Raw genomic sequence first — 21082 nt, 5'->3', positions numbered from 1 at the left:
CGACTATATTCCTTAATATCGCTCCCTCAAATAGAGGGAGCGTAAACTAAATTGAACTCGAAAGGATCTTATTTCGCTTTACGAGCTTCGATAATAGCCTGAGCGACGTTGCTAGGCGCTTCGTTGTACTTCAAGAACTCCATAGAGTAAGAAGCACGACCCTGAGTTTGTGAACGCAGGTCAGTTGCATAACCGAACATCTCAGCCAGTGGTACTTGAGCACGGATGATCTTACCGGTAGGCAGATCGTCCATACCTTCAACCATACCACGACGACGGTTTAAGTCACCGATAACGTCGCCCATGTAATCTTCTGGCGTTTCAATCTCAACTTTCATGACTGGCTCAAGCAGAATTGGCTTAGCTTTCATGAAGCCGTCTTTAAATGCCATTGATGCGGCAATTTTAAACGCGATTTCTGAGGAGTCAACATCATGGTAAGAACCATAATGTAAACGAGCCTGAATATCCACAACAGGGTAACCTGCTAATGGACCAGATTTCAGCTGTTCTTGAATACCTTTATCAACAGCTGGGATGAATTCTTTAGGAATTACACCACCAACGATATCGTTGATAAATACGTAGTTCTCTTCACCACCTGCTGGTAATGGAGACAGGTCGATAACAACATGACCATACTGACCACGACCACCAGATTGTTTCGCGTGCTTACCTTCGATATCAGTTACTGTATCACGAATAGTTTCACGGTAAGCAACCTGTGGTTTACCTACGTTCGCTTCAACTTTAAATTCACGACGCATACGGTCAACTAACACGTCTAAGTGCAGTTCACCCATACCAGCAATGATAGTTTGACCAGTTTCTTCGTCGCTTGATACGCGGAAAGATGGATCTTCTTGAGCCAGACGGTTCAGAGCGATACCCATTTTTTCTTGGTCAACTTTAGTCTTAGGTTCGATAGCAACAGAGATTACTGGCTCTGGGAATTCCATACGTTCTAAGATGATTGGTGCATCAATCGCACACAGAGTATCACCAGTAGTTACGTCTTTCAGACCGATAGCAGCAGCGATGTCGCCCGCACGAACTTCTTTAATTTCTTCACGCTTATTAGCATGCATCTGAACAATACGGCCAAAACGTTCTTTTTTGTCTTTAACCGGGTTCAGAACTGTGTCACCTGAGTTAATCACACCAGAGTACACACGGAAGAATGTTAAGTTACCAACAAATGGGTCAGTTGCGATTTTGAATGCCAGAGATGAGAATGGCTCTTCGTCGCTTGAATGACGTTCTGCTGGAGTATCTTTACCGTCTGGTAAGATACCCTTGATTGCAGGTACATCTGTTGGTGCTGGCAGGTATTCAATTACCGCATCCAGCATTGCCTGAACACCTTTGTTCTTAAATGCAGAACCACAGGTAACCAGGATAATTTCGTTATCTAGAACGCGTTTACGCAGAGCAGCTTTAATTTCTGCTTCTGTCAGTTCTTCACCGCCCAGATATTTGTCCATCAGTTCTTCTGATGCTTCAGCAGCAGATTCAACCAGGTTGTTGTGCCATTCTTCAGCTAAATCTTGCAGATTTGCAGGAATGTCTTCGTATTCGAAAGTAACACCTTGGTCTTCTTCATTCCAACGGATTGCTTTCATTTTAATTAAGTCAACAACACCGGTGAAATCTTCTTCAGCGCCTACTGGGATTTGCAGTGGAACTGGGTTTGCTGCCAGACGTGTTTTGATTTGTTCAACAACACGCAGGAAGTTTGCACCCATACGGTCCATTTTGTTAACGAACGCGATACGTGGTACATGATATTTGTTAGCCTGGCGCCATACTGTTTCTGACTGAGGCTGAACACCACCAACTGCACAGTAAACCATAACCGCGCCATCAAGAACACGCATAGAACGTTCTACTTCGATTGTGAAGTCAACGTGACCTGGGGTGTCGATGATGTTTACACGGTGAGGCTCGAACTGTTTAGCCATACCAGACCAGAATGCAGTAGTTGCTGCGGATGTGATAGTAATACCACGTTCCTGCTCCTGCTCCATCCAGTCCATTGTTGCTGAACCTTCGTGAGTTTCACCAATTTTATGGTTTACACCGGTATAAAACAGAATACGTTCACTTGTAGTGGTTTTACCGGCATCGATGTGCGCACTGATACCGATATTACGGTAGCGTGCTATGGGGGTTTGACGAGCCATTTTTTCCTCTCTCGTGGGCGTTCAATTCAGGTAAAGGACAGCAGAGCTGTCCTGAAAAGAGTTGCAATACTCCGTGGATTACCAACGGTAGTGTGCGAACGCCTTGTTTGCATCTGCCATACGGTGAACGTCTTCACGTTTCTTAACAGCAGCGCCTTTGTTTTCAGCCGCATCAGATAATTCATTTGCCAGGCGAAGAGCCATGGATTTATCACCGCGTTTACGAGCAGCTTCAACAATCCAACGCATTGCTAATGCATTACGACGAACTGGGCGTACTTCAACTGGAACTTGGTAAGTTGAACCACCAACACGGCGGGATTTAACTTCCACAGTAGGACGTACGTTATCTAATGCGATTTCGAACGCTTCCAGTTCAGTTTTGCCTGAACGCTGAGCCAGGGTCTCAAGCGCATTATATACGATAGATTCTGCAGTAGATTTTTTACCGTCTACCATCAGAATGTTTACAAATTTAGCCAGCAGTTCTGATCCGAACTTAGGATCTGGCAGAATTTTACGTTGACCAATTACACGACGACGTGGCATGGAAATACTCCGTTTAAAATTCAGGGTTGTCCAAAACTCAATGAGTTTATTTTGACATTATTTGTGAAAAAATGTTTGGCCTTACTTAACGGAGAACCATTAAGCCTTTGGCTTCTTCACACCGTACTTAGAACGAGCTTGTTTACGGTCTTTAACACCAGAACAGTCCAGCGCGCCGCGAACAGTGTGGTAACGCACACCTGGTAAGTCTTTAACACGACCACCACGGATTAAGATTACGGAGTGCTCCTGCAAGTTGTGGCCTTCACCACCGATGTAGGAAGAAACTTCGAAACCGTTAGTCAAACGCACACGGCATACTTTACGCAGTGCTGAGTTTGGTTTTTTTGGAGTGGTAGTATATACACGAGTACATACGCCACGTTTTTGCGGGCAAGCTTCCAGAGCTGGAACGTTGCTTTTAACAACTTTCGAGCTACGAGATTTGCGTACCAGCTGATTAATAGTTGCCATTTAAAAAAAGCTCCTGGTTTTTGCTTCGTAAACACGGATTTGAACTCTGTCTTGTCAACAAGACAAAACATGAGGACGCAGAATTTTATTGCTGACGGGCTCATGTGTCAAGAATTATACAGCAATTCTACGCTCCCCAATGAATTTGTTGGGGGTGTTTTACCGTTAAATCGACAAAATCACTATAATTGATGAGTTTAATATGATGAGATACTTGATCTTTTAAGCCTCTTGCCAAAACATCATCAATTAATGCGTAAACTGAAATTTGCTGTTGAAGACAATGTTTTAATAAGGGATTGTCTTCAAGGACTGCCAGTACACCATCTTGTATTAACAAAACATCATCTTCTTTTGTCAATAAAGATAAAAAAGCCTCTAAATCACTTTGATAAATAGAGACAGAATAAGTATACAACATAACCGTTCAACCTTCCTGACTAACTTCTGTATTAAAAGCGCAATACCACATCATATTCACTCAATTTTTGAGTAATATCTTGTTGGGATATCACCTGTGCATCCAACACAAAAGAAGTTTGAGAGGATAATCCACGATGAGCCATGTCTTTCTGTGATATATAGACGTTTGTCACATCATACAAGGGTAGCACTTTAAATGTTGCAGCATGATGACGTGACAAAATCCCTTCAGGCTGTTGATTTTCAACGAGTTGAAACACACCATCAGAGATAAAAAAAACACCAATATCTTCTGTTAATGCAGAGGTTGCGAGTAATGCATCTAAACCTTCTCGCCCTGCACTATTACCATGAGGTGCTTGAGTAAAAAGGAATGCGATCGAATTCATTTTCTTCATTAAAATTGCACCACTCGGGAACAGGTCAACATCGCTTGAGCCAGTGAACCCAAACCACTTAACTCAAATTCGGGCGCCATGTTATAGCTATCCATTTCCTGCTCTTTGGCCTGCTGCTCATCGATAATTCCTCTACGTAATGCAGCAGCAACACAAACATGCAAGGGGATTTGATGTTTTTTCGCCAAGGTAACCCACGCTTTAGGAAGATCAAATTCATCATTTGCAGGCGATACCAATTTATTGGCGTTCACAACACCTTCCCGATAGAAGAAGATTTGTGCAATCTGATGCCCTTTTTCAATAAGGGCATTGGCGAATAAATAGGCACTTGAAGCTTGTTCAGTTCCGTAATGAGGCCCTGTAACCACTAAACAATATGTCAAGGAACTCATAATGTTGCCTTATTCTCCATTTTTAAACTGGCGAATATAGAGATACACAGTATGTTTTGAGATATTTAAGCGGTCTGCAACCTGATTAATGGCATCTTTAATATCAAAAATACCTTTCTCATAAAGGCTTAACACGACTTGTTTATTCTTGGCATTATTCGCGACTTCACGATCATTATTTACTTCTTCAATCGTGAACTCTAATGTTTGAGCCACTAAATCATCAACAGATGAGGCAAAGTTAACATCCGATGCAACTTCATGTGTTTCTTCAGGAATAAAGGTTTTGATTATTTCAGAGAATGGAACATCAAGGTTCATATTAATACACAATAAACCAATGACACGACGTTCACGATTACGAATGGCAATCGTGATTGACTTCATCAATGCACCACTTTTTGCCCTAGTAAAATAAGCCTTTGAAAAACTTGAATCTTCATCTGTGATGTCATGTAACATTTGTAATGCCAAATCGGTAATTGGAGAACCAATCTTACGACCAGTATGTTCTCCATTCGCGATTTTAACCGCTGAACATTTCAAATCTTCCAGAGAGTGCAATACGATTTCGCAATGATTGCCGATGAGCATTGCCAAACCATCCACGGCAGCTTCATAGGACTTTAGTACTTCGTGATCAGTTTGAGTAAAAGGTCGGCTATCTAGTTTTTCAAACTCGCTGCTGTCACCATTAAATAACGGGCTAGACATTTGATTATATAATCCTTAAAGGCTTTAATTATGATAATGACTTGAGGTTCTATTTTTTATAACGATTCGTCATTGCGGATCAATTCAATATTAAAAAAATTTAAATATAAAAACAGAATTAAGAACAATTCTGACGTTAGATCGCCAGAAGATCTACGTCAAGTGACTTAGAATAAGAGCTTTGTGATAGGTCACAGCTTTTTTCATTTTTCTTTATATTTTGTACTCATTCCCACCTTTTATTTTTGCAAACTTCCCTTCTTAGGTGTGGTTAGGATAAAAATTGACACTATTGAATAGATTACCTATATTCCAAATCATTATTATTTTAACGAGTGATTAATCCCATGAATATACTGATGATATGCCAATCTCAGCAAACTTCATCAATAATAGGATTAATTTCTGTTGCTTCTATACCTATTGAGATCCTCGCTTCACCACCTCCGCCTGTGAAAGTGGTTGTAGTCAATACAACGGTTGTTGTTGCAACTCACATCGCTTGATTAACTTGCTTAGCTTAAGAACCTACTTAACCAACATCTATATAATGATATGTTATTTACGTTTATTCATTGATACTTTATCAATTCGCTAATAATCATTAAAAATAATCAAGCTCTCTTATTGCTTGTTTTACAGGTATATCATCATGTACTTAGGTCAATATTGGGCAAAATTCGGCCCGACGACATTATTCGTTTTATTATGGAGCAGTGGTGCTATTTTTTCTCGCTGGGGATTAGATAATGGTAGCTCATTTGCTATTTTAACTTGGCGCTTTATTATCGCTTTAGCATTTCTCTCTTTTTTGTGTATTCAACGCCATCGCTTTTTGCCACCAAAAGGAAGTCGTTTAAAAACGGCATGGGTCGGCTTATTGATTATTGGTGGTTATTCCATCTGTTATCTTTTAGCACTCGCTAATAGCATTACACCAGGAATGTTAGCCACAATTATGGGCGTTCAGCCGATTATTACACTATGGATAATAGAACGTAATTTTACCGCGACACGGCTATTAGGGCTTTTAATCGCCCTGGCAGGATTAGTGTTAGTGGTTGCCCAAAGTCTATTTAATACAGCCCTTTCATTAAAGGGAATGATTTACGCGTTAGTTGCACTACTTTGTATGAGCTTCGGTGCAATCTCACAGAAAAAACTGCAATTAGCACCAATGGATGCCCTACCGCTACAATATGTTGTTAGCCTTGTATTGTGCTTGTTATTTGTGCCATTCCAGCCTTTTCACGCCTCATTCGACATTGGCTTTATCATTCCTGTGCTTTGGCTTGCCGTGATTATTTCTGTTGTTGCTCAACTACTACTATACCGCTTACTCACAACAGGTAATTTAGTTAACGTCACGAGCTTATTTTATTTAGTCCCTGGCGTGACAGCATTGATGGATTACATCTTCTTAGGTAATAAAATGTCTTGGCTGAGTTTAGCGGGAATGGGTGCAATCATTGTGGGCTTACTGTTTGTTTTTAAAAAGCCCAAAACCATTATTATAGAAGAGACAGTAGACTAACTCTATGTTCACTATGCGCACTATGCATTAATAAGTGGTGAGCTATACATTAGAAATAAAAATGCTGACATCAATGTCAGCATTTTTTTAGTGATATTTAGAGATAAGTAAATTACTTATCGCTTTCAACACTCAGTAATTCAACTTCAAAGACTAATGTTGAGTTAGCTGGAATACCACTTGTTGCACGTTGTCCGTAGCCTAATTCTGGTGGAATAACTAACTTGATTTTACCGCCTTCTTTGATGTACTTCATACCTTCAGTCCAGCCAGGAATAACGCTTTTCAGGCTAATTGTCAGAGGTTCGTTACGATCATAAGAGCTATCAAATTGTTTACCATCAATCAGCATGCCTTTGTAGTTTACAGTAACGCGATCAGCATCTGTTGGTGTCTTACCTTTACCAGGATTTTCAACTAAATACAGTAAACCTGATTTGGTTTTTACCACACCTTTTTCCGCAGCAAACTCTGTACGGAATTTATCACCCGCAGTTTTATTCTCAGTCGCTTCTTTTTCCATTTTTGCTGTTGCAGCAGTACGGACTTGATCTTCAAAAGCAGCTAACGTTAATTCAATTTCAGAGTCTGATAATTTTGATTTACTATTAAATGCATCCTGAACACCTGCTAACAGTTGTTTAGAATCTAAAGTAATACCAATATTTTTTTGTTCTTGTAATGCAGCTTCCATATAGCGACCCATCGACGCGCCTAACGCATAGGCATTTTGCTCATTTTGAGTTTTAAATGCGCTATTTAGTGTTGGCACTTTAGCTGCTGCTTCTTCAGCGAATGCATGAGGTGCACTGAATGCGAAAGCTAAACTGGTTGCCAGCAACGTCGTTTTTAATAAAGATTTCATCCCATTCTCCAGTATATGTTAGTGAGTCGCTACGTTTTGCAAACGATCATCATAGATCTTCGCCAAAACATTTTGCATCACTTCTTGCTGTCGTTGCGGTATATACTCATCCGCGGGTAGCAATTTTATATGAATTTAAAAAATTTGCCGACACTCTTAACAGTTAATGTTAGGATTTTTGTCAGCACAGAGTGTTATCACATTAGCAAAATAGTCTTTTATCTCAAACCAGATTTATGTCTTCCTGTGTATATATCAGTAAATAAGATTAAATTTTACGAGTTTGTTAATCATATTCGTCGTAATAAGACATTTTAAAGGAGGAAAAACACAATGGATATTAAGGAAGTAGAGCGATTGCTCATTCAATTAGAAAGCAAAGTTGCTTTCCAAGACGCGACTATTGAAGAATTAAATCAGGTGGTCACACAGCAGCAAATTGAAATCAGCCGCTTTAAAGAAGCCTTAAAAATTGTTTCTGAGCGCCTAAAAAATTCTCAAACCTCAATACTTGCTAGACCCGAGGATGAAACGCCCCCACCTCACTATTAAGTCGCCATTCGCTGTTAATATCAAAAATGAAAACAAAAAAGGAGCGCTTAAACGCTCCTTTTGATCTTTTCAAAAAAAGATTAGTGCTGGCAACCACAACCGCCATTGCCGTGACCGTGACCACCGTGACCATGACCGCCACCACCGCAGCATCCACCTTCTTCACCGTGTGAATGACCATGACCGTGACCACCGCCACAGCATCCGCCTTCTTCACCGTGACCGTGGCCACCACAACATTCGTGCTCTTCTTCTTCACCGTGTACGTGACCGTGAGCTAATTCTTCTTCAGTCGCTTCACGAATTGCAACGATTTCAACATGAAACTTCAGGTTTTGACCTGCTAACATGTGGTTACCATCAACGATAACTTCGTCACCTTCAATACCTGTGATTTCTACTGGTACTGGACCTTGATCGGTATCAGCAAGAAAACGCATGCCAACTTCTAACTCATCAACACCCACAAAAACATCTTTCGGTACGCGTTGAACTAAGTTTTCGTCGTATTGACCATATGCATCATCAGAAGCAACTTCTACGTCGAATTTTTCACCGACTTCGCGACCTGTTAATGCATTTTCTAAACCACTGATTAAAGAACCACGGCCATGCAGATAGTCTAACGGTGCGCTCACCGTGGACTCATCAACTAAAACACCGTCTTCTGATCTTACTTGATAAGCCAGACTAACTACCAAGTCGTTTGCTACTTTCATGACATCTCCTACATACCCGTGGGCAAAATTTTCCCGATTGTAACGAAAAATAAATCTTCTGTATCGGGTTATATCAAAAAACCTACAATTATTGTGGTGTAAAGATCCCAATGACTTGTTCATTTTCACGAACAAGTGAGTTAACTTCACCCTCTGTTTGCCGTTGCTGGTGGCCACATTTTGCACATTCCACAATATCCACTTTATCTTCACGCCATATTTTGAGTGTATCTTGAGCTTTACAGTGTGGACACACGGCTCCTGCGATAAAGCGTTTACGGGTTGCAGACATGGGGTCAATTCTCCTATTTATCAATAGATTTTTTTTCTTTATGCATTTGAGGAATATCTTCGGTTAAAGATTCATCCCAAATATCAGGCTGATGGTGCTCTTGACGAATTTCTTCACTAAAGAGCTCCTCAAGTTCTCGTCTCGCTTCTTTCACTCGTGAAACGTTAGAGACTTCTTCAGGAGATTCATCCACCAGCTTTCTCAATAAGTTAATATCCAGACGACGGAAATGCTGTTGTGCCCGATAAGCTTGATGAGGATGCATGCCTAATTCAATTAACGTTTTACGTCCTAATTCTAAGGCGCTAGAAAATGTTTCACGACTAAAATCTGTCACACCCGCTTTGAGCAACTCATGAGCTTCAACACGCCCTCTTGCCCTTGCAATAATATGCAAATTAGGAAAATGGTGTTGGCAAAGATGAACGATTTCCATCGTAGCTTCGGGCTCATTGCAGGTGATAACAATAGTTTTAGCATGCTCAGCACCAGCAGCGCGCAATAGATTGAGATCAGTTGCATCACCGTAATAAACTTTATAGCCATATTTACGCATGGTGCTTATGCTTCCGACATCATGCTCTAATACCGTGACATTAATCTTATTCGCCATTAATAAACGCCCTACAACCTGCCCCATTCGACCAAATCCAACAAGAATGACCTCTGGGTGGTTATTTTCAACAAAGGGCTGTTCGTCCGTTTTAGCTTCATTATAACGACGAGCAAACACAGCGTCTGTCATTTGCATCACAAGAGGTGTTGTCATCATAGAAAGTGTGACAACAACCAACAATAACGCCATTTGCTGACTATCTAATACGCCCATTGCCATAGATGTTGAGAAAACAACAAACGCAAATTCCCCACCTTGGCTTAACACCGCTGAGAATTGTAAACGCGTGGAAAAGCGCAATCTAGCTAACCAAGCAATACTATAAAGTATCAACGCTTTCACAATAACCAGAACTAAGACGCCCAATAATACTTGTGGAAGATAACGCCATAAGATGCCGATATCTAAAGACATACCAACAGAGATAAAAAAGAGTCCTAAAAGTAGACCTTTAAAAGGTTCAATGGAGATCTCTAATTCATGTCGATATTCTGAATCTGCCAATAACACTCCCGCAATAAAGGTTCCCATAGCCATTGAAAAGCCTAGGGTTTCCATAAAAATAGCAGCACCCAATACCACAAGTAACGCAGCAGCTGTAAAAACTTCTCTTACGCCTGATTTCACAACTAAGCGTAAGAATGGGCGTAATAAATAACGACCACAAATCAGTAACCCAGCAAAAGCAGCCACCTTCACGCCAATACGATACCAATCACTGCTTGCCGTTTCTCCAGCTAACAAAGGAATAACGGCAAGGATAGGAATAACCGCCATATCTTGGAAAAGTAAAACAGCAAAACCTAATTGCCCACCTTCATTATGGTTCATTCCTTTCTCGTTCATAAGTTGCAATGCCATCGCAGTAGAAGACATCGCAATACCTAATCCACCAATAACGGCTGCCTGCCACGAGAAAGAAGTGAAAACGAGAATGAGTCCTGAAAAAATAGAGGCGGTTAATACCACCTGCATTGAACCAACACCAAAAATGGCACGCCTCAATTCCCATAATTTGGCTGGATTTAATTCCAAACCAATAAGGAACATTAAAAAGACCACACCTAATTCAGCAAAATGTAAGATGTTATCGACATCTTTAAACAGCCCTAAACCCCAAGGACCAATGGCAATACCAGCAATTAAATAACCGAGTACCGCACCAATTTTAAGGCGCTGTGCAATAGGCACCATAACCACGGCCGCACACAGGAAAAAGAGCACAGCTTTAATCATCCAATTATCTTCCATTAAGCTTGCTCCCCTTCAAGTGGCGCACTTAACCAATGGCGATAAGCTTCACTGATATGAGTCAGTGTTGTTTTAGATTGTTGTCTTGCTGAATACACAATCATTGGTGATAACCAGCGCATACCACACATTTCTGCCATTAATTCAAAGGGGCGTAATAATTCTGTGAGTGTGTAGTGATTTTTCCCATCATGTTGATAAGCCTGCTCAGGCTCTCCCGTTGTAATAACACAACGAAATGACTTACCCTTTAATTGTGCTCTACCTGCTTTGTTAGCAAATGGGCGAGTTAACACTCTATCTTGCCACTCTTTTAATAACGCAGGGCAACTATATGTTTGCAATGGAAATTGAAAAACGATCACTTGATGTTTACACAGCAAAGATTGTTCATGGTGTATATCAATAAAAAAATCAGGATAAATAGCATATAAATCATGGATAGTTATATTCTCTAAATCCCTCACCGCATTTAATAACGCTTTATTGGCGATTGATTGGCGCGGTTCGGGATGAACATACACCAGTAATACATTTGATGCGTTTGACATCATTCCTCCTTACAAAACGTGTCAGAAACCATTTTTTCCGTTACCATGCACGCATTGTGACCAACAGTTACGAACAACTTACTCTATATATTAATTTACATACTCTTAATAGACGATATTTATGATTGTTTTTTCTTCTTTGCAAATTCGCCGTGGTGTCAGAGTGTTACTGGACAATGCCAGTGCAACCATTAATCCAGGGCAAAAAATTGGTCTAGTTGGTAAAAATGGCTGTGGCAAAACCACATTACTTTCTTTATTAAAAGGTGAACTTCAAGCTGAAGCAGGCAATGTCACCTATCCTAGTACATGGTCAATGGCATGGGTTAACCAAGAAACACCTGCACTTGATGTACCAGCTATTGATTATGTTATTGATGGTGATAGAGAATACCGTCAGTTAGAACAACGATTACAAAAAGCTAACGAAATAAACGATGGTCACGCTATTGCACTGATACACGGGCAATTAGATGCAATTAATGCATGGACAATACAATCTCGTGCAGCGACCTTACTGAATGGTTTAGGTTTTAGCCAACAGCAACTTAATGAACCTGTAAAATCATTTTCAGGTGGCTGGAGGATGCGTTTAAACTTAGCACAAGCGCTGATTTGTCGATCTGATTTACTGCTACTCGATGAACCCACCAACCACTTAGATTTAGATGCTGTAATTTGGCTAGAAAAATGGCTAAAAAGCTACACAGGCACACTTATTTTAATTTCCCATGACCGTGATTTTCTTGATCCGATCGTGGATAAAATCTTGCATATTGAGCAAGAAAGAATCTTTGAATATTCAGGTAACTACTCTTCATTTGAAATGCAGCGTGCAACCAAACTCGCGCAACAACAAGCTTTGTTTGAGAATCAACAAGCCAAAATTGCACACTTACAGAGTTTTATAGATAGATTTAAAGCGAAAGCGACAAAAGCAAAACAAGCTCAAAGCCGTGTAAAAATGCTTGAACGAATGGAACGCGTTGCTCCTGCACATTCAGATAACCCATTCCAATTTAGTTTCCGCCAACCTGAAAGCTTACCTAATCCTCTTTTATCAATGGAGAAAGTCAGCGCGGGTTATGGTGAAAAAGTTATTCTTAATGACATCAAACTCAATTTAGTTCCCGGCTCACGTATTGGATTATTAGGGCGCAATGGTGCAGGTAAATCGACACTGATAAAATTACTTGCAGGCGAAATTCAACCGTTACGGGGGAAATTGGCTCTTTCTAAAGGCATTAAACTTGGTTATTTTGCCCAGCATCAATTGGAGTTTTTACGCTCTGATGAATCGGCACTACAGCATTTAGCTCGTTTGGCGCCCAAAGAAACTGAACAAAAACTACGTGATTACTTGGGCGGTTTCGGTTTTCATGGCGATAAAGTCACGGATGCTTGTGGTCAATTTTCTGGCGGTGAAAAGGCACGTTTAGTCTTATCACTCTTAGTTTGGCAACGTCCTAACTTGCTATTAATGGATGAACCAACAAACCACCTTGATTTAGATATGCGCCAAGCACTAACCCAAGCTCTAATTAGCTTTGAAGGGGCAATTGTTGTTGTATCGCATGATAGGCATTTATTACGCTCTACCACTGACGATCTCTATCTTGTACACGATGGTCAAGTTGAACCATTTGATGGCGATCTTGATGATTACCAACAATGGTTAGTTGATCAAAATCGTCAAGAGACACAGGCAAATAAAAGCCAACAAGATAACGACAATACTACGACAACCACCAATTTAAGTGCTCAAGATAAAAAAGAGCAAAAACGTAAAGAAGCTGAGTTTAGACAACAAACCCAGCCTTTACGCAAGAAACTCACAACATTAGAAAGCAAGATGGATAAATTAAGCCAAGAACTTAGTGATATCGAAACTGCTCTTTCTGATAGTGGTATTTATGATACTAGCCGTAAAAATGAGCTTTCTGATTGCTTAAGCCGACAAGGTGTTGCGAAATCTGCACTAGAAGAAGTGGAAATGGAGTGGATGGAGTTACAAGAAACACTGGAAGAAATGACAAACACATTTGAAGCCCAGTAATACAACCCGATTCATTAAAAAAGGAACTATTTTAAGCGAAATAGTTCCTTTCTTTTTGCTCTTCAATTCATTCTGAAAATTTATACAATTCATTTCACTTACAGTATTTATATCATTTTACAATAGCACGATTTACACAAAACATAATCTCACTCTATCTAAAAATAACCCAATCAAAATAATCATCTAACGTTTATTTTCTACCTATTTATATTAAGTAAGGGAAATAAATTCTTTCACGCTAAAGTTTTTAACATTCCAGCCGAATTAATCATTCTGCTAAGTGGACCTCCCACTTACCAACGAAAAGGCAAAGCTAATAGGTAGGGTTATGTTAAAACGAATTAAAATCTCTCAAGGTTTAATGTGTGTCCTGACTCTGTTTTGTATTATTCAGATCATTTCTGGAGTACAAAGCATTCACGATGCCTACCAGACTCAAAATACTCTTAAAAGAATTTCATACAGTTTCGATCAACTACGTACCATGGATAATACCTATGCGGAGTTGAATACATTACGTACTGATATTATTGCACAAGCATTTAGTTATATTTCAAACCCTCAAGCCGAGGATGCGAATATCACTGCATTTATGCAAACTATGCCTGCACGTAAAGCGCAAGTTGATGCATTGATGAATGAATATGTTGAGCTATCTGCGCAAACAGGTTTCGATCAGCAACGTATGGCGCAAATCAAACAGCTCTATCAAAAAAGCCGAGCTGATCTTGATTTACTGGCGCAGTATTTAAGTGAACGTAACACTAACGCGGTTCGTTTAATTTTAAAAAGCCCAGCAAACACTAACTTCACGAATTCCCTGTATGAAGCCACAGACTTTATTACCGATGAAGTTGTTAACCCTTCAGTCATTGAAGCAGAAGATAATTACCACAGCATGTTGTGGGTAGCATCACTCTTTATGGGTATCTTCCTCATCTTTACCACCTTAGTTCTTATTTGGATCCGCAAATACATTATTGTGCGCATTAACCAAATGATCACCTATCAAGAAACGATTGCTAAAGGTGATTTAGTCAGTCGCATTGATAGCGATATTTCAGGTAAGACTGAAATCGATCAGCTCATGCTTGGCTTACAGCAAATGCGTGCTCAATTAAAAGAGATGGTAAGCTCTATTCGCAATACTAGTGCAACTATTTACACTGGCGTACAAGAGATTGCTGCGGGTAATAATGACTTATCAAGCCGAACTGAAGAGCAAGCCAGCGCATTAGAAGAAACGGCATCCAGCATGGAGCAAATGACCGCAACTATTCGTAATAACACGGAAAGCGCTCGTGAAGTAACAGAGCTCGTTATGAGCACTGCTGATATTGCCGTACAAGGCGGTGAACATAGTAATAAGATGGTTATGACAATGACCGACATTGCCGATCGCTCACAAAAAATTGGTGAAATCACTGCGGTTATTGATGATATTGCTTTCCAAACCAATATATTAGCCCTTAACGCTGCTGTTGAAGCGGCAAGAGCGGGCGAACAAGGTCGTGGTTTCTCTGTTGTTGCCAGTGAAGTTCGCAACTTAGCACAGCGCAGTGCAGAAGCGGCGAAAGAGATCAAAGAGCTTATTGAATCGACAATATTACGTGTTAGACAAGGTAATGATCTCGTCGAACAAGTTAGTTTATCAATGGGTGAGATTGTTACATCTGTTAATCATGTTTCAGGTTCGATGAAGGAAATTTTATCTGCATCAGAAGAGCAAACGCGGGGTATTGCACAAATCAGCCTTGCTGTTAATGAGATGGATAAAGCAACCCAGCAAAATGCGGCGATGGTTGAACAATCAACGGCTGCTTCCGCCACATTAAGTGAACAAGCAAGTATGTTGGATACGATTGTGAATACATTTAAAGTGGAACACGAAAAAGTCGCACCCGCTAAAGCTAAATTGCCCGCATTTTCAGCTAAATCGCAAGACACTGAAACACTTAAAACCCCCACAATCAAAACCAATAATCACGAAACAGACGATAATTGGGAAAGCTTTTAATTATCTTTCTCACCCAACATCGAGAGAGATAGCGGTGTAAAAAATAGTCCAGAACATATAACAAAACCTCACCCTCCCCTACTCCCAGTCATTTTTCTGGGAGTATTTCTGATCTCACCGCACATAAACACAAAAAAACAGATCGTTTTTCATACGAAATAAAAGCATTTTTTAAGAAATATTAAGAGTATTTATGAAAGCGATAATTTTATTGTGCTTATCATAAGACAAAAAGATAAATAAAAATAAAATACTGCTTATTATCATTTTAATGCTTAATAAATCATTATTAATATTTATATTTTAACAATTAACACAAAAAATAAGTAAGTTAATATACTTATAGTCTTTTCTATTAATCATTAGAAAATTTTAGCCATTAGCTGACAATTAAAGCTAAAAAAAGAAATATAAGTCGTTTTTACTATCAAACAGAGTAGAAAAGGTAAAGTTTTTAAACATTGAGCCGAATAAGTTTAATTGATAAATAGTTATCGCTCCTTGCTGTGTGTCCTACAAACCAATTAAATAGGTAAGGCTATGCTGAAACGAATAAAAATATCTAATGGTTTAATGTTTATCTTAATACTGTTTTGCGCCATTCAACTTTTTTCTGGTGCAATGAGTATCCGTGACGCGAGTTTAACAAATAAGCGGATCTCACAATTAGCAAATGGCTTTGAACAGATAAAAACGATGGATTATGGTTATGCTGAGTTAAATAAATTACGTGAAGATATGCTAAATGTTATGTTTGACGCTCATCTCACACCCGATATTGCAGAAAATAAGATCTCTGACTTTCTTACCTCTTATCCAAAAAGAAAACAAGAAGTTATACGTATTATTACCGAGTACTTCACTGCTACTGAAGAAGCTAATTTTGATCCCGAAAAAATAGAGGGTATGAAAAAGCTCTTTAATCGTGTGCTTTACGATCTTGACCAACTTGCATCATGTCTAGAGATACGCGATTACTACGGTTTTCAATCTCTTTATGCACATAATACCAATGAACGCTTCACTCAATCCCTTTATGAAGCAACAGATTACCTCAGTGATAACGTTGTTACTCACGCAATAAAAGCAGCTCAAGGTAATTATGAACGTACCTTGGTGTTAGCTTTTGTCTTTATGTTTGTTTTTATTCTTTTCACTGTCCTTGTTGTACTTTGGATACGTCGAAATATTGTTTTACGTATCAATCAAATTGTCGATTATATGTCGGAAATTTCACAAGGAAATTTATTAGAAAATAAAGATGTCACAGCAAAAGGAAATAATGAAATCGACCAATTAATTACAGGTATTCAATATATGCGTACCGAACTGTCATTAATTGTGAATGCGATCCGAGGAACAAGTCATCATATTTATACTGGTGTTCAAGAGTTATCCGCAGGGAATACCGATCTTTCTTGTCGTACCGAAGAGCAAGCGAGCGCATTAGAAGAAACAGCATCAAGTATGGAACAACTCACAGCAACAGTGAGAAATAATACAGAAAGTGCTCGTGAAGTTTCACACCTTATCAGCCAAACTTCCAATATTGCCAGTAAAGGGGGCGATGTCACCAATAGAATGGTGAAAACGATGACTGACATTGCTGATAGCTCACAAAAAATTGGTGAGATCACTGCTGTTATCAATAGCATCGCTTTTCAAACCAATATTTTATCATTAAATGCTGCGGTTGAAGCCGCCAGAGCAGGTGAACAAGGTCGGGGTTTCTCCGTAGTGGCAACAGAAGTAAGAGAATTAGCACAACGCAGTGCCGAAGCTGCAAAGGAAATTAAAGAGTTAATTGATGCCTCTATTAGCCGTGTTCGCCATGGTAATGATCTTGTTGAGCAAGTCAGTATTTCTATGTGCGAAATACTGACATCCGTAAAACATGTTGAAGATTCAATGACTGAAATTTTATCTGCATCAGAAGAACAAACTCGAGGCATTACTCAAGTCTCTCTTGCAGTCACTGAAATGGATAAGGCAACACAGCAAAATGCGGCGATGGTTGAGCAATCTTCCTCTGTTGCCAGCTTATTGACTGAAGAAGCAGGTAATCTTGAACAAATCGTTGAACAGTTTAAAACGGCTGAAAGTGAACAGTTCAATAAAAAGGCACAACACAAAGTCATAGAAAAACCGTTCTCATCTGAAACATCACTACATACAAAAAATGAGAAGATAAAAAATACAGTCAAAGATGAAGTGAAAGAGAAAAAATCGGCAAAAGGAACCGCAACTGTAAATAACGATGAAGATGATGATTGGACAAGCTTTTAATCCATTGATTTGATCATGATAAAAACGTGATTTAGATAAACACAAAGACACCTATTTTTAGTAGGTGTCTTTTTCTTTTACTTCTTAAATAATGACAAATTAATGGAATACATTGATTGCACTAACTAAGTAGTTAGTTTGTACTTTCATTTCACCTGAAATCATTGAAGCTTTCGAAACATAATTCGCATTTTCATGCGTTATCGATTCCAATTTTTCAACAGCGCGACCAAGCTCTTTTAAACCTGCACTTTGCTCTGTGGATGCGAGACTGATTTCACCAATTAAATCGGTCACATTTTTAACATGTACCACAATATCTTCCATTGTTCCGACAGTTTCATTGACCTGCTTTGAACCAACTTTGATATTGCTACTTGAGGCATTGATCAATGCTTTGATCTCTTTCGCTGCTTCGGCACTACGCTGTGCCAATTCTCTTACTTCTGTTGCCACTACCGAGAAACCTCGACCTTGCTCACCCGCTCTTGCCGCTTCTACAGATGCATTAAGTGCAAGGATATTCGTTTGGAAGGCAATGCTATCAATAACACCAATGATATTACTAATACGATCAGAGCTTTTCGCAATATCATTCATTGTAGTAACGATATTATCCATTGCACTACCTCCTTTTATCGCTGCCTCACAAGTGATATTAGAAAGATTGTTTGCCTGCCCTGCCGTTTCACTATTACTGCTTACCGCCGTGGTTAATTCATTCATTGTTGAAGCGGTTGCTTCAACATTGCTGGCGGTTTGCTCTGTTCTCACATACAGATCGCGATTACCTGCGGCTAATTGATCACAAGAGATATCGACTTGATGAATTTGATGACTCACATCACTAACCAGCCAACGGAACATACGTCCTAATTGATTAACTGAACGCTGTGTCATGCCGACTTCATCGATGCGATTTATATATGTAACATTATGTTCATCGCCAGTTGCAACTCGATTCGCTTGCTCATTAAGTAGTCTAATTGGCTTAACAATTTGAAAATAGAGAACGCGTTCATTAACCATCAGTAATATCAGCAAAATCGCGATATGAATAAAAAGCGCATTACCTGATAAGCCTGCAAACCATGCACTTAACAACATAAAAGGTAAGGGTAAGAGGATAAAAAGACGGAGTCGTTTTTTTAATGAAATTGTTTGATTCCATGAGCGCCAACGTTGCCATCCTTTATAAACAAAAGCGCCTTTTAAAAACGTGTGTGAAGGATATTTACCTTGATTAAATGCGGCATAAAGTGCTGAGGCTTGTGCTATTTCCTCTTTTTTTGCCGCCGTCCTTACTGACATAAAACTTTGAATTTTACCCTGACGTATAATGGGAGTGACGTTTGCCCTTACCCAATAGTGATCCCCATTTTTACGCCGATTTTTAACGATCCCAGTCCAAACCTCGCCTTGCTTTAAAGTTCTCCACATATCCTTAAAGACTTCTGAAGGTATATCTGGATGCCGGACAATATTATGGGGTTTCCCCACCAACTCTTCGACTGAAAACCCACTGGCTTCGACGAAATCCTCGTTGGCATAAATAATATTGCCATCAAGATCTGTCGTCGACATCAGTGTTGCGTTTTCAGATACCGGGTATTCTCGCTGTGTCACCGGTTGATTGTTACGCATTAGTTACTCTCCTCGACATTGAAATTAAAATATCTCAACAAAAAAAGACTGCCTAAATAACTATCGTTTCGGCCGTTAGGAGAATAACTTTAGTAATAAGTGTAAATACCTACATTTAAATATTAGTTTTTTGAATCAGTTCAAAATTTTTAATTATCAAGGCTATTAATTAATGCCTGTGAACTTAGCACTAATGTCTTCGCACACTCATCACGTTTCTTTAATAACGCCATAAAAATAAGGTCAGTGATCGTATTTTGTGCTGTACGTGAAGAGATTGAAGCGCTTCGCCACTCACCTTCATCCGCAATTGTTTCTAATATATAATCAGAAATTCTTCCTAATGGAGAGTGTTTTTCTCCTGTAATAGCAATGATTTTTGCTCCCTGTTTTTTAGCCACAGAGGCCGCAACTAACATATCTTTTCTTTTGCCACTATAAGAAATAACTATCTGTAAATCCTTTGAACTTAACATTTGAGCAACAGATATCTGAACATGATGATCTGTTTCAATCAGAGTGGTTATTCCTATTTTCTGTAATTTATAACTTAAGTCTCTTGCGACTAACCCTGAACCACCAATACCAATAATCTGAACTCGCTGAGCTTCATCAATAAGCTGGATCACCTTTTCAAAATGAAGGTAATTAATTTGGCGAGTGGTATCACTGATAGAATTATTCTTCTCTTGAGCAAGTTTTTGAGCTATTACAACTAAGCTATCTTCAGAGCCAATCTGATTATGTAATATGCTAGGATCCTGCCCAGTATTTGCATTTTTTCGCCCAAGATCTTCGCTAATTGCAAGCTTCAAAGAAGGAAAACCTTTGAATCCAATTTTTTGGCTAAATTTAACAATAGCTGATTGACTCACACCCATTGTTTCAGCAAGTTGCTGTGATGAAAGAGTGACCGTTTTTTCTGGGTTCTCTAAAATATAATCCGCTATTTTACGTTGATTTGTCGCCATACCAGGCTTGATCCACGCAATTTTCGTTAATGTTGGCATAATGACAATATCCACTTCGAGTACAATATAGTTATATATGGAATAATTTTGATAAAACGTTTAATACCTAAAGTAATTAAGTTTTTAGAATAAAATCAATTAGAAACAAAATATGAGATACAATAAATCATAAAAAAAGTAATATTATTATCGAAATACTTGTTCTTATAATAACGTTATATTGACTCTTTTTATTCAATCTCTCACACATTAACCTCTATATTTTATAATACTTAATTTAATTTTTTCCAATTTTAAATAATAATTTATTCTTCTTAGTCAACAACACGATATAAACTGAATATACTTATATTCAGCAAAATTGCGTTTTTAAACATAATAATTAACTAAATGACAATATAAAACACATTTTAAAAACATTAACACAATAAAAAACCTTTAATTACAAACAGTAATAAGGAATAAATAATTCCTTCATGGCGGAATTATTTTTATTTTTAATGATATAAAAATAGGTTAAACGACATATTTAAATAAAAAGACGGATATTAAAAAGAGTAAAACCCCAAAACCAATAAGCCTTTTATAT

Annotated in this window: 20 protein-coding genes; 6 read left to right on the top strand and 14 right to left on the bottom strand. The window is 38.9% G+C overall.

Annotated elements, in window-relative coordinates:
• Window positions 1–68: 68 nt before the first annotated feature.
• From fusA to JEP36_RS14610, 7 genes are all read right to left on the bottom strand, one after another.
• On the bottom strand, window positions 69–2183 hold the full coding sequence (gene fusA / locus JEP36_RS14640; RefSeq protein ID WP_198620034.1) for an elongation factor G: 2115 nt from the start codon (window positions 2181–2183) through the stop codon (window positions 69–71).
• A gap of 78 nt (window positions 2184–2261) precedes the next feature.
• Window positions 2262–2732, bottom strand: coding sequence for a 30S ribosomal protein S7 (gene rpsG, locus JEP36_RS14635; protein WP_004246897.1), 471 nt, complete (start codon window positions 2730–2732; stop codon window positions 2262–2264).
• A gap of 99 nt (window positions 2733–2831) precedes the next feature.
• Window positions 2832–3206 carry a 30S ribosomal protein S12 gene (gene rpsL / locus JEP36_RS14630; RefSeq protein WP_004236497.1) on the bottom strand — a complete coding sequence of 125 codons (375 nt, stop codon included), beginning with the start codon at window positions 3204–3206 and terminating at the stop codon, window positions 2832–2834.
• 127 nt (window positions 3207–3333) lie between these two features.
• Window positions 3334–3627 (bottom strand): sulfurtransferase complex subunit TusB, encoded by a 294-nt coding sequence (tusB, locus tag JEP36_RS14625; protein WP_198620035.1) that lies wholly within the window; start codon window positions 3625–3627, stop codon window positions 3334–3336.
• 31 nt (window positions 3628–3658) lie between these two features.
• Window positions 3659–4027, bottom strand: a complete 369-nt coding sequence (gene tusC, locus JEP36_RS14620; RefSeq protein WP_198620036.1) for a sulfurtransferase complex subunit TusC — start codon at window positions 4025–4027, stop codon at window positions 3659–3661.
• Complete coding sequence (gene tusD, locus JEP36_RS14615; protein ID WP_109374252.1) at window positions 4027–4422, bottom strand: sulfurtransferase complex subunit TusD; 396 nt, start codon at window positions 4420–4422, stop codon at window positions 4027–4029. The genes tusC and tusD overlap by 1 nt, the downstream gene beginning before the upstream one ends.
• A gap of 9 nt (window positions 4423–4431) precedes the next feature.
• Window positions 4432–5136, bottom strand: coding sequence for a helix-turn-helix transcriptional regulator (locus JEP36_RS14610; protein ID WP_069369616.1), 705 nt, complete (start codon window positions 5134–5136; stop codon window positions 4432–4434).
• A gap of 347 nt (window positions 5137–5483) precedes the next feature.
• Here JEP36_RS14610 and JEP36_RS14605 point away from each other — a divergent pair, with 347 nt between their 5' ends.
• Window positions 5484–5642, top strand: coding sequence for a hypothetical protein (locus JEP36_RS14605; protein ID WP_198620037.1), 159 nt, complete (start codon window positions 5484–5486; stop codon window positions 5640–5642).
• 146 nt (window positions 5643–5788) lie between these two features.
• A complete protein-coding gene (locus tag JEP36_RS14600) occupies window positions 5789–6670 on the top strand; it encodes a DMT family transporter (protein ID WP_198630390.1) in 882 nt (293 codons plus the stop codon).
• A gap of 112 nt (window positions 6671–6782) precedes the next feature.
• On the opposite strand, the gene fkpA is transcribed toward JEP36_RS14600, so the two are convergent.
• Window positions 6783–7535 (bottom strand): FKBP-type peptidyl-prolyl cis-trans isomerase, encoded by a 753-nt coding sequence (gene fkpA / locus JEP36_RS14595; protein ID WP_198626321.1) that lies wholly within the window; start codon window positions 7533–7535, stop codon window positions 6783–6785.
• Between the two features lie 333 nt (window positions 7536–7868).
• Here fkpA and JEP36_RS14590 point away from each other — a divergent pair, with 333 nt between their 5' ends.
• Window positions 7869–8087, top strand: a complete 219-nt coding sequence (locus tag JEP36_RS14590; protein ID WP_023583298.1) for a SlyX family protein — start codon at window positions 7869–7871, stop codon at window positions 8085–8087.
• 80 nt (window positions 8088–8167) lie between these two features.
• Here the strand turns inward: JEP36_RS14590 and slyD are convergent, their stop codons facing one another.
• From slyD to kefG, 4 genes are all read right to left on the bottom strand, one after another.
• The gene (gene slyD / locus JEP36_RS14585; protein ID WP_069369613.1) at window positions 8168–8806 is read right to left on the bottom strand and encodes a peptidylprolyl isomerase; all 639 of its coding nucleotides are present in this window, start codon (window positions 8804–8806) and stop codon (window positions 8168–8170) included.
• Window positions 8807–8894: 88 nt separating this feature from the next.
• Entirely contained in the window at window positions 8895–9098 is a 204-nt protein-coding gene (locus tag JEP36_RS14580; protein ID WP_198630389.1) for a YheV family putative zinc ribbon protein, read from the bottom strand.
• Window positions 9099–9111: 13 nt separating this feature from the next.
• Entirely contained in the window at window positions 9112–10965 is a 1854-nt protein-coding gene (gene kefB / locus JEP36_RS14575) for a glutathione-regulated potassium-efflux system protein KefB (RefSeq protein ID WP_198620040.1), read from the bottom strand.
• Window positions 10965–11516 carry a glutathione-regulated potassium-efflux system ancillary protein KefG gene (kefG, locus tag JEP36_RS14570; protein WP_109374247.1) on the bottom strand — a complete coding sequence of 184 codons (552 nt, stop codon included), beginning with the start codon at window positions 11514–11516 and terminating at the stop codon, window positions 10965–10967. The genes kefB and kefG overlap by 1 nt, the downstream gene beginning before the upstream one ends.
• Before the next feature lie 121 nt (window positions 11517–11637).
• Between kefG and JEP36_RS14565 the strand changes: the two genes are divergently transcribed.
• From JEP36_RS14565 to JEP36_RS14555, 3 genes are all read left to right on the top strand, one after another.
• Entirely contained in the window at window positions 11638–13572 is a 1935-nt protein-coding gene (locus JEP36_RS14565) for an ABC transporter ATP-binding protein (protein WP_198630388.1), read from the top strand.
• A gap of 331 nt (window positions 13573–13903) precedes the next feature.
• Entirely contained in the window at window positions 13904–15592 is a 1689-nt protein-coding gene (locus tag JEP36_RS14560; RefSeq protein WP_198620041.1) for a methyl-accepting chemotaxis protein, read from the top strand.
• A 540-nt stretch (window positions 15593–16132) separates the two neighbouring features.
• The gene (locus tag JEP36_RS14555; protein ID WP_198630387.1) at window positions 16133–17878 is read left to right on the top strand and encodes a methyl-accepting chemotaxis protein; all 1746 of its coding nucleotides are present in this window, start codon (window positions 16133–16135) and stop codon (window positions 17876–17878) included.
• Between the two features lie 99 nt (window positions 17879–17977).
• Here JEP36_RS14555 and JEP36_RS14550 read toward each other — a convergent pair whose 3' ends face one another.
• Entirely contained in the window at window positions 17978–19522 is a 1545-nt protein-coding gene (locus tag JEP36_RS14550) for a methyl-accepting chemotaxis protein (protein ID WP_198626320.1), read from the bottom strand.
• A gap of 149 nt (window positions 19523–19671) precedes the next feature.
• Window positions 19672–20532, bottom strand: a complete 861-nt coding sequence (locus tag JEP36_RS14545) for an SIS domain-containing protein (RefSeq protein WP_109374242.1) — start codon at window positions 20530–20532, stop codon at window positions 19672–19674.
• Between the last annotated feature and the right edge of the window lie 550 nt (window positions 20533–21082).

Origin of the sequence: Proteus sp. PR00208, assembly GCF_016238545.1 — a bacterium.
GTDB lineage: Bacteria > Pseudomonadota > Gammaproteobacteria > Enterobacterales > Enterobacteriaceae > Proteus.
Note: the sequence above shows the minus strand (reverse complement) of the source record. Positions and strands in the feature narration are given on the sequence as shown.